Genomic DNA, 9,482 nt, shown 5'->3' with positions numbered 1-9,482 from the left:
TCTGGGCCGTGTCTCAGTCCCAGTGTGGCGGATCATCCTCTCAGACCCGCTACAGATCGTCGCCTTGGTAGGCCTTTACCCCACCAACTAGCTAATCCGACTTAGGCTCATCTATTAGCGCAAGGTCAAATGATCCCCTGCTTTCTCCCGTAGGACGTATGCGGTATTAGCATCCCTTTCGGAATGTTGTCCCCCACTAATAGGCAGATTCCTAAGCATTACTCACCCGTCCGCCGCTAGCTCAGTTACCGAAGCAACCTCGCCCGCTCGACTTGCATGTGTTAAGCCTGCCGCCAGCGTTCAATCTGAGCCATGATCAAACTCTTCAGTTAAAATCATTTCGAGTTTTATAAGTAAAACTCTTAAACTTGGCTCATCAATTTTCTGACTTAAATTTCGCTCAAATAAACTTCGAGTAATTTAAACCAATCAATTAATGAAAATATATTCGATTAATCAACCAGTAAAAATCCACACAAGTTGTTCTTCATAATCTCTTAATGATCTTTCTAACACCTCGTCAGTGCCAGAAGCTGGACTCAAAACACTCGACAACTCAGCGATCCGCCTCGTTCATCACCGTGTATCTCGTCGGTATGGGGTGCATTATAGGACAATTTCTTACACACGCAAGTGCTTTTAGCATCTTGTTTTATCGAGTGTTTCTTTTTTATGCACCAATATGGAGCATTTTTACCCGATCTTTGAAATAAACTTCTAATTTTAAAGCAGAAATATTTAATTTATATTTCTGCTTTTTATTTTCGTTAATTTTTTGCCGTTGCCGGTTTTATCTTCACACTCAGGATTTTCACCGGTTGAGCCGGAACATTCTGGTGCACACCAACATTGCGGGTCGGTACTTTGGCAATTTTATCGACCACATCCATCCCCTTGGTAACACGGCCAAACACGGCATAACCCGCATTACGTGGACTTTTATTCAGGAAGTCGTTATCGACCAGATTAATAAAAAACTGGCTTTTGGCTGAATCAGGATGATTGGTCCGTGCCATCGCCAAAGTACCACGCTGATTGCTCAGGCCATTATAGGATTCATTTCTGACCGGTGGACGGGTATTCGGACGTTCCACCATGGCTGCATCCATACCGCCGCCCTGAATCATAAAGCCCGGAATGACGCGATGGAAAATGGTACCGGTATAAAAACTGCTGCTGACATATTTTTCAAAATTGGCTGCTGACAACGGCGCTTTGTCGTTAAAAAGTTCAATTTCAATATTGCCCATGGAAGTTTTCATTTCAATCATTGAATTGGCAGCCCATGCAGAGGCACTAAAGGCAAGGCTGGCGGCCATAAGAACGCTACGTTTTAACATTTCTTTACGAATCCGTGGTTTGATGTTTTGCTTCACTTATATTAATTGTTCAGTATGAAGAAAACATTAGCTGTTCCTTTCAAATCCTGAGAATAAGATGAATAACAATATCCAGAACCAGATTTTTGCGCATCCGCCTTGGCGCTTACACGGCGATGCTTTTATTTTGAATTATTGGCTGAACCCTTTTTTCCTAAAAACAGCCAAGCGTTTTCGGCTGGCCCCGTCTCCTTTAGGACGCATGGTCAATGTGATGCTGATCCGTTATCAGGATTCACCAGTGGGTCCGTATGATGAACTGTTAATTATGGATCATCCTTTATTGTATAAACATCGCTTGTCGACCATCCCCAAGATTTATGTCTCGACTCAGGCCTCTTTAGTGCATGGCCAGCAGTTATGGGGCATTCCGAAAGAGCTGGCCGAATTTGAATGGCTGGAAAAAGAAGGTCGCACCTATTGTATTGTGCGTCATCAGCAGCAAGAGATGTCAATTTGTCTGGAGCGGCCGAAAAACAGCACCTCGTTTTATATCAATAGCCACCATATTCCGGCTTCATTTTTATCCATTCAGCAGGCCTGGCAAGGCCAGCGCTACCAGTTTAGTCCGAAGTTTCGCGGCCGTTTATCTAAACTCAAAACGGTGGAATGGCAAAATACCCAGGATATTTTTCCTGATTTTTCCCAGGCCCGACTATTACAAAGTTTTTATGTACCGGAGTTTGATCTGTTATTCCCCGAAGCGCAGATTAAAACCAAAACCGCTGTTCCACGTGAAACCAGAAAAAATCTGAGTCGGCCTTTTTAAGTTACCCCTTTTAAAAGAAGCGTGGTCGATCCCAAAATTTTCTGAAATTCTTGCCCAGCTCGAGCGTGAGTTTTTTAGCACGGCGCGAAACCGGGGTTAAATTAATAAAACCATGGGTCTGGTCGGTATATTCCTTATATTGGACTTTGACCCCTTGCTGACGCAGCTTGTGCGCATAAATTTCCGCTTCATCGCGCAGCACATCATGCCCGGCCGTCACAATAAAGGTCGGCGGCAGTTTTCTTAAATTGCCGTAGGTTGGTGAAATCAGGGCATCATCCAGTGCCATATTGTGCTGTAACGCATAATACTCGGTGACGAAATCAATATCCTGCTCAGTCAGCACCAGACCATCTTTATAGGCAAAGAACGACGGATGACGGCTTTTAAAATCCACCACTGGATAAATCAGTAACTGGGCATGCGGTGCATAGGCGGTATTTTTACTACGCTGTGACACCACGGTAGCAATATTGGCACCAGCACTATCACCCGCCACGGCAATACGGTTTTTCAGAATATTAAATTGACGGCGATGCTGATACACCCAAGCCAAAGCATCTTCACAGCACTGAATCAGCTGTGTCGGTGAAACCTCGGGGGTCAGTGGATAATCGACACTGACCACCTGCGCCTGAGCGGCATGCGCCAATAGCCGGCAAACTTCATCATGGGTATCGAGATTGCCCACCACAAAACCACCACCATGATAAAACACAATCAACGGCAGTTTTTTATGCGGTGCAGGATGATAATAACGGGCTGAAATGGTGCCACTTTGCAGGCTTAAACGTAAATCTTCGACCCGTTTGACATAGGTCGGCTGTTTACGGATCGCCTTCATCTGAGTATCAAAAGCCTGACGCGATTGCGCCGGATTTTCGCCAATAAAACCGATACGCCCCTGCTTGATTTGGGCCGCCATCATGCATTTAATGAGGGGATCAAGTTGCGGATACTGATAAGGATAGCCCAAGGCGCGCGCCAGTGATTCCTGCGCCACACACGGTAAATGATCGAGTGTTCGCACCACCGTACCCTGACTGTTATCAATGATTTTTTGCAGTTTCTGTTGATACGCACTCATCTATCATCTTCCTTTTTTATTCATTCTTCACATTTTCTACATGATCAGTAGTTTAGTGACTATTTCGTTATAGAAGTCCAGTCATCGACCTACATATTCAGAATTTATATACGCTAATCTTATTTCTATAAGGTGTCATTGACAATTTTGATGATACAGAGGGATTGATTTTGCTAATCCGGATAGAAAAAGGACGCTCACCATGTCTAGAAAACTCCTCTTGGTTTCCTGTGCGACCGTATTTTTAGCGGTCGGTTGTGTCGCGTTCCCTGAAGATGGCCACTACAATGGCCGCTATGATCACCGTTATGACCGGGATTACGACCGTAACTATGATTATCGCCGCATGACAGAACGTCAGCGTTGGGAATATGAACAACGTCAAAAACGCTTAAAGCAACAACGCCAACGCGAAGCGCAGTGGGATCGACAAAAACGTGAACTGGAACGTAAACGTGCCGAACAAAGTCGTCAGCAGTTACAACGGGAACGCGAACGACGCGCCGAACTGAACCGTAAACGCCAGCAAGTCGAACGCAAACAGCAAGAGCAGCGTAAAAAACGGGTCGAAGAACAGCGTAAACGGATGGAAGAATATCGCAAACGGCAACGTGACCGTCGTGATTAATCCTGTATTTGACAGCGTACGATGCACAGTTTAAAAACCCGAAAACTGGCTTTCGGGTTTTTATTTTTGCCAAGTGCTTTGATTGAAAGCGCTGTAACAGAAAAATAACGACCTTCAATAATAATAGTGAAAATAGCATGACCTTCCCTGGCCTATTAGTTTGATCTCCCTGTTGAGAAGTTAAATTTTCCTCCCTGATTTAAATTGATAGTCCTGTTTCATTTGAAATAGACAGCGTTGAATTTAGGGCTGTGGCTGTGCCTCAACCGCCGGTGCTTCCGGCCCTGCTGGTGCAGCAGCGGCCGGGGCAGTGACTTCTGCGGCTACGCCCACTTCAGCCCCCGCTTCTACCGGCATGGTAGTCACCTGTACCGTTTCAGGTTGCTCCGGATTTTGTGCCACTTCTGGTGCCTGTGCCGTTTCATGACTGCTACAACCTACCACCGCCAGTCCAGCAAACAAGGCCACAGCCAATACACCCATTTTTTTCATCATTCGATCCTCATTCATTGAAAAATACAAAGTCCAACTTTGCGCTGGCTATACTTTCAAAATTTCAGCACTGGCTGGGCAGATAAAAAGTTAAATTTTTATATCCACCGGTACGAGTTATGCAGTTTTTTATAAACATGAAGATGCAGCTATTTTTACAGCCAATGGAAGGAATCAGCAGGATTAATCTGCTGTTTTTGTTATAGATTACAGCAATAAAAAAGAACGAAAGTGCAGAATTATTTTAGAGGAAGAAAACAGCGTGCTCTACACAACATACGGCTAGTTTTGCGAAAAGATAACAGTGTAAATGCGGCACTTTTAAATCTTTAGGGCAAAAAAAAGGCTTATCCAGAGGGCGGATAAGCCAGAAAACACATTTCAAGAAAATATCAAAAGAAACTACAGCGATAGAATCTGGGCGCAATCATACAAAGTTGACCTTGCCCTGTAAAATAGTATTTTTCACTCATTCTGATCGTTTTTATGTATAAAGAATAATCAACTTAAAAATTTTGTATAGACAACTCAACAGCATCTACAGAATTTATCCGGACTTAAAATTAAAATCATTTTCCCATAAATTGGGGTTTCAGCCTCGTAGTATCTTCCTGCACCCTCCTGCTAAAAAGATCAAAAATTAAAAGAATGTATGTTTTTTCAGCAAATTTCTGCAGATTTAATGACTGGCACCGCTTGAATTTTTATCCCCTGCCCCGACTTCTTTAATAATTACGAAATTCATCACTCATGGCAGTTCAGAATGAACCAGTCAATACTGATGCCAGAAGGACTGTACATGTTTAAGAACCCATTTAAACGGAGTAAATCAATGGCAACCGAGCACAACCAAGACGCTCAAGATCTGCAACAAGAGCAAGTAGAACAAGATACTACCCAAACTCAAGCTGAAACCGAGCAGGCAGACGTTTCCGTTGAGTCTTTACAAGAACAGATTGCGCAGCTCGAAGGCGATTTAAAACTTGAAAAAGCGCGTACCGCCAATGCAGTGTATGAAGCGCAAAAGAGTGTCGAGCGTATTCAGCGTGAATCTGAAAAGCATAAAGAAGCAGTGCTGGAGAAATTTGCCAAAGAACTGCTCGATAGCGTAGATAACCTGGAACGTGCTATTGCCGCAGCTGGCGAAGAAAAAACCCCGCTGTCTGAAGGGGTGGAACTGACGCTGAAATCACTGCTGACGACTTTAGAGAAATTCGGCATTGTGGCGGTAGATACCGCGAACGGTTTCAATGCAGATTTACATCAGGCGGTGGGCATTGATCCAACAGCCAAAGCCAACGAAATTGGCAACGTACTGCAAAAAGGTTATAGCTTAAATGGCCGTTTATTGCGTCCTGCAATGGTTATGGTCGGCGCTTAAGCCTCATAAATTCGGGAGTTGGTGAAATTTTTTCATATTTTTAACTTGAAAAAAATTGAACGGCTCTCATATCGGATAACAAGTGTAAAGCACAATAAAATTTTTGAGGAAACATCCAAATGGCTAAAATCATTGGTATTGACTTAGGTACAACCAACTCATGTGTTGCGGTACTTGAAGGCGATAAAGTTAAAGTAATTGAAAACGCTGAAGGCGCGCGTACAACTCCATCTATTATTGCGTATAAAGATGGCGAAATCCTGGTCGGTCAGTCTGCGAAACGTCAAGCAGTAACTAACCCGAAAAACACATTGTTCGCAATCAAACGTCTGATCGGTCGTCGTTACGAAGACCAAGCGGTACAAAAAGATATCGGTCTGGTGCCATACAAAATCATCAAAGCAGACAATGGTGATGCTTGGGTTGAAGTTAACGACAAAAAATTAGCACCACAGCAAATCTCTGCAGAAGTTCTGAAAAAAATGAAGAAAACTGCGGAAGATTACCTCGGTGAAACTGTTACTGAAGCAGTTGTAACCGTTCCTGCATACTTCAACGATGCACAGCGTCAAGCGACTAAAGATGCCGGTAAAATTGCTGGTTTAGACGTTAAACGTATCATCAACGAACCTACTGCTGCGGCGTTAGCGTTCGGTATGGACAAGAAAGAAGGCGACCGTAAAGTTGCAGTCTATGACTTGGGTGGTGGTACTTTCGACGTATCCATCATTGAAATTGCGGATCTTGATGGCGACCAGCAAATCGAAGTATTGTCGACTAACGGTGATACATTCCTGGGTGGTGAAGACTTCGATAACGCATTGATCGATTACCTGGTTGAAGAGTTCAAGAAAGAACAAAACGTCAACCTGAAAAACGATCCACTGGCGTTACAACGTTTGAAAGAAGCGGCTGAAAAAGCAAAAATCGAGCTTTCTTCTTCAAATGCAACTGAAATCAACCTGCCATACATCACAGCGGATGCGACTGGTCCTAAACACTTGGTGATCAACGTAACACGTGCGAAATTAGAAGGTTTGGTTGCAGACCTGGTTGCGCGTACCATCGAGCCTTGCCGTATTGCACTGAAAGATGCGGGTCTTTCGACTTCTGACATCTCTGACGTGATTTTGGTGGGTGGTCAGTCTCGTATGCCACTTGTACAACAAAAAGTACAAGAATTCTTCGGTAAAGAGCCACGTAAAGACGTGAACCCGGATGAAGCTGTAGCAATGGGTGCGGCGATTCAAGGTGCGGTACTTTCAGGTGACAAGAACGACGTTCTTCTGCTTGACGTAACACCGCTGACACTGGGTATTGAAACCATGGGCGGTGTGTTAACTCCAATCATCGAGAAAAACACCACCATCCCTGCGAAAAAATCACAAGTGTTCTCTACCGCTGCTGACAACCAGCCTGCAGTAGACATTTCGGTTTACCAAGGTGAGCGTAAAATGGCTCAACAAAACAAATTGTTGGGTAACTTCCAGTTGGGCGACATCCCACCTGCGCCACGTGGTGTGCCACAAATTGAAGTATCGTTCGACATCAACGCCGATGGTATCTTAAAAGTGTCTGCGAAAGACAAGAGCACGGGTAAAGAGCAATCGATCCAGATTAAAGCAAACTCAGGTTTGTCTGATGCTGAAATCGAAGCGATGATCAAAGACGCTGAAGCGAATGCTGAAGAAGACCGTAAGTTTGAAGAACTGGCAAAAGCACGTAACGAAGCAGATGCCCTGGTTTCTTCTGCTCAAAAAGCAGTAAAAGATCTTGGCGAACAAGTGACTGCTGATGAAAAAACTGCGGTAGAAACAGCAGTTTCAGAACTTGAAGCAGCAACCAAAGAAAATGACGTTGACGCGATCAAAGCGAAAACTGAAGCACTGCAAAACATCATCATGCCAATTACGCAACGTGCATATGAAGCAGCTCAAGGCCAAGGCGGTGCGCAAGGTTTTGACCCGAATGCCTTCGGTGGCGATGCAGGTCAACAGCAAAAAGCGGACGATGGCGTTGTAGATGCTGAGTTCACTGAAGTGAAAGATGACAAAAAATAATTTGTCGCTTTAAACAAAAAGACCGCGCGTAAGCGCGGTTTTTTTATATCTGTTTGAAAGCAAAAAAGACTTGTTTCATCTCTGCGGCTTTTTTAAGCTAGTTAGACACCCCATCTGGCCTACTCTGCTTTTGATCCTTTTCTCCTGCTATATAAAGGAAAGAAAATCGATCACACAGATGCGGATGTGCAGTTAATTGCCCCCTCTCTACAGGAAACCCAATCTGCGTGATGCGTCCCTTAATCCTGATTGTGTTACTGCTGTTTGCCGCCATGCTGTGGTATCAGAACCAGCAACATCCGCAGCTGCAGCACAACAGCCTGCTGACCCGGATTCAGGCACCTTTGGATACCCGGCTGCGTTACCGGATTGCCGAAGTGGACCCGCGCTTTGGTTTAAGTCATGCCGAGGTAGTGCAGCTGGCCCAACAGGCCACACAAATCTGGACAGAGGGTACTGGTCAGGACTATTTTGTCTATGATCCACAAGCACGACTGGCAATCCGCCTGATTTATGATGAACGCCAATATGAATCGGAACAGCGTCGCCTACAGATGGGCCAGATTGAGCAACAGCAGCAGCATTGGGAACGCCAACAGACCCAAGTGCAGACAGTCAAACAGCAGATTCAGCAACTGAACCAGCAGCTGGCTTTTAAAAATGCCCAGTTACAGCAACAGCTGAATGCCTATAACCAGCAGGTGCAGCAGCTGAACCAGCAAGGCGGTGCATCAGCCATACAGCGCAGCTCTTTAAACCTGCAGCGTCAGCAACTCGAACAGCAAACCGCCAGTTTACAGGCTGAAATTCAACAGTTTAATGTGCGTATTGCAGGCTTGAACCAACAGATCGATGCCCTCAACCAGCTGAATCAGTCAATTGATGCTTCGGTGCAGCAATTTAACCAGCGCTTTCAGCCGCGTTTATTTGATAAAGGCAGTTTTGATGGCAAAACTATTCTCATCTATGAGTTTCAGTCAGCCGCCGACCTGCGTTTAACCTTGGCACATGAATTCGGTCACGCCTTGGGATTGGGGCATACCCATGATCCACATGCCCTGATGCATCCTCTCATGCAAGAGCAAAATCTGGATCATTTTCAACTAACTGCCGCCGATTTGGCGCTTTTGCAGCAGCGTTAAATACATTTGATGCTTTTCATTACAAGTTAATCTAGAAAACCGGGGCTTTATCGCCAACAGCACTGCCCTCTCTGACTATTTCATGTTATTGTGAAAGCCGCAATTTCAACAGGAATGTTTGTGGAGATTAATGTGAGTTACTACCATATTTTGATTGAAGTAAATGACCACATCAGCACGATTGAACAAACGCGTGATATTGAACTGTTTGATATCGTCGATATTCAGCCGTATCTCTACTCTATTCTATTGCCATATTTTAATGAGCAAATGATTGAACTCGAAGAAGAAAATGTCGAGTTTGAAGATATCCTGCATTTAGAAATTAAACAGACCCTGTTGCCGGTCAATCACCTGATTGAAGAAGAACAAAAACTGCTGCCAAGCGACACCGATGTCACCATTACGGCCTATGAGGTGTTTAATAACCGTGATTTGAGTCAGGATGTAACCACGGTGATTTTTGATATTTTAGAAGCCGTGAAGATTGATACTTCAGATATTGAATAAACATCCGGGCGCCATAAGGCGCCCTTTTTATTGC

The 9,482-nt window shown here is 44.5% G+C and carries 9 protein-coding genes and 1 rRNA gene; 6 read left to right on the top strand and 4 right to left on the bottom strand.

What is annotated here, in order from left to right:
* Positions 1-332 (bottom strand): 16S ribosomal RNA (locus FTT64_RS12230); the annotation flags it as partial.
* 435 nt (positions 333-767) lie between these two features.
* Positions 768-1,340 (bottom strand): peptidylprolyl isomerase, encoded by a 573-nt coding sequence (locus FTT64_RS12225; RefSeq protein WP_005181044.1) that lies wholly within the window; start codon positions 1,338-1,340, stop codon positions 768-770.
* Between the two features lie 97 nt (positions 1,341-1,437).
* On the opposite strand from FTT64_RS12225, the gene FTT64_RS12220 reads away from it, so the two are divergent.
* Complete coding sequence (locus FTT64_RS12220) at positions 1,438-2,148, top strand: acetoacetate decarboxylase family protein (protein ID WP_160255809.1); 711 nt, start codon at positions 1,438-1,440, stop codon at positions 2,146-2,148.
* A 10-nt stretch (positions 2,149-2,158) separates the two neighbouring features.
* On the opposite strand, the gene FTT64_RS12215 is transcribed toward FTT64_RS12220, so the two are convergent.
* Entirely contained in the window at positions 2,159-3,235 is a 1,077-nt protein-coding gene (locus FTT64_RS12215; RefSeq protein WP_180057768.1) for an alpha/beta hydrolase, read from the bottom strand.
* 202 nt (positions 3,236-3,437) lie between these two features.
* On the opposite strand from FTT64_RS12215, the gene FTT64_RS12210 reads away from it, so the two are divergent.
* Positions 3,438-3,863, top strand: a complete 426-nt coding sequence (locus FTT64_RS12210) for a hypothetical protein (protein ID WP_180057765.1) — start codon at positions 3,438-3,440, stop codon at positions 3,861-3,863.
* Positions 3,864-4,106: 243 nt separating this feature from the next.
* Here FTT64_RS12210 and FTT64_RS12205 read toward each other — a convergent pair whose 3' ends face one another.
* On the bottom strand, positions 4,107-4,355 hold the full coding sequence (locus tag FTT64_RS12205; RefSeq protein ID WP_160232205.1) for a hypothetical protein: 249 nt from the start codon (positions 4,353-4,355) through the stop codon (positions 4,107-4,109).
* Positions 4,356-5,187: 832 nt separating this feature from the next.
* Between FTT64_RS12205 and grpE the strand changes: the two genes are divergently transcribed.
* The 4 genes from grpE (at position 5,188) to FTT64_RS12185 (ending at position 9,448) form a co-directional block, all read left to right on the top strand.
* Positions 5,188-5,736 (top strand): nucleotide exchange factor GrpE, encoded by a 549-nt coding sequence (gene grpE / locus FTT64_RS12200; RefSeq protein ID WP_005181051.1) that lies wholly within the window; start codon positions 5,188-5,190, stop codon positions 5,734-5,736.
* Between the two features lie 119 nt (positions 5,737-5,855).
* Positions 5,856-7,796 (top strand): molecular chaperone DnaK, encoded by a 1,941-nt coding sequence (gene dnaK / locus FTT64_RS12195; RefSeq protein ID WP_005181052.1) that lies wholly within the window; start codon positions 5,856-5,858, stop codon positions 7,794-7,796.
* A 230-nt stretch (positions 7,797-8,026) separates the two neighbouring features.
* A complete protein-coding gene (locus FTT64_RS12190) occupies positions 8,027-8,938 on the top strand; it encodes a matrixin family metalloprotease (RefSeq protein WP_180088503.1) in 912 nt (303 codons plus the stop codon).
* A 120-nt stretch (positions 8,939-9,058) separates the two neighbouring features.
* Complete coding sequence (locus tag FTT64_RS12185; RefSeq protein WP_162182855.1) at positions 9,059-9,448, top strand: hypothetical protein; 390 nt, start codon at positions 9,059-9,061, stop codon at positions 9,446-9,448.
* Positions 9,449-9,482: the final 34 nt, after the last annotated feature.

Source organism: Acinetobacter sp. Q186-3 (genome assembly GCF_013420655.1).
Taxonomy (GTDB): Bacteria; Pseudomonadota; Gammaproteobacteria; order Pseudomonadales; family Moraxellaceae; genus Acinetobacter; species Acinetobacter indicus.
Note: the sequence above shows the minus strand (reverse complement) of the source record. Positions and strands in the feature narration are given on the sequence as shown.

Bases quoted from the DNA above. Each gene is read 5' to 3' on its own strand.
- FTT64_RS12225 (WP_005181044.1), bottom strand. From the start codon at position 1,340: ATGTTAAAACGTAGCGTTCTTATGGCCGCCAGCCTTGCCTTTAGTGCC.
- FTT64_RS12210 (WP_180057765.1), top strand. From the start codon at position 3,438: ATGTCTAGAAAACTCCTCTTGGTTTCCTGTGCGACCGTATTTTTAGCG.
- FTT64_RS12190 (WP_180088503.1), top strand. From the start codon at position 8,027: ATGCGTCCCTTAATCCTGATTGTGTTACTGCTGTTTGCCGCCATGCTG.
- FTT64_RS12220 (WP_160255809.1), top strand. From the start codon at position 1,438: ATGAATAACAATATCCAGAACCAGATTTTTGCGCATCCGCCTTGGCGC.
- FTT64_RS12215 (WP_180057768.1), bottom strand. From the start codon at position 3,235: ATGAGTGCGTATCAACAGAAACTGCAAAAAATCATTGATAACAGTCAG.
- FTT64_RS12205 (WP_160232205.1), bottom strand. From the start codon at position 4,355: ATGAAAAAAATGGGTGTATTGGCTGTGGCCTTGTTTGCTGGACTGGCG.
- grpE (WP_005181051.1), top strand. From the start codon at position 5,188: ATGGCAACCGAGCACAACCAAGACGCTCAAGATCTGCAACAAGAGCAA.
- dnaK (WP_005181052.1), top strand. From the start codon at position 5,856: ATGGCTAAAATCATTGGTATTGACTTAGGTACAACCAACTCATGTGTT.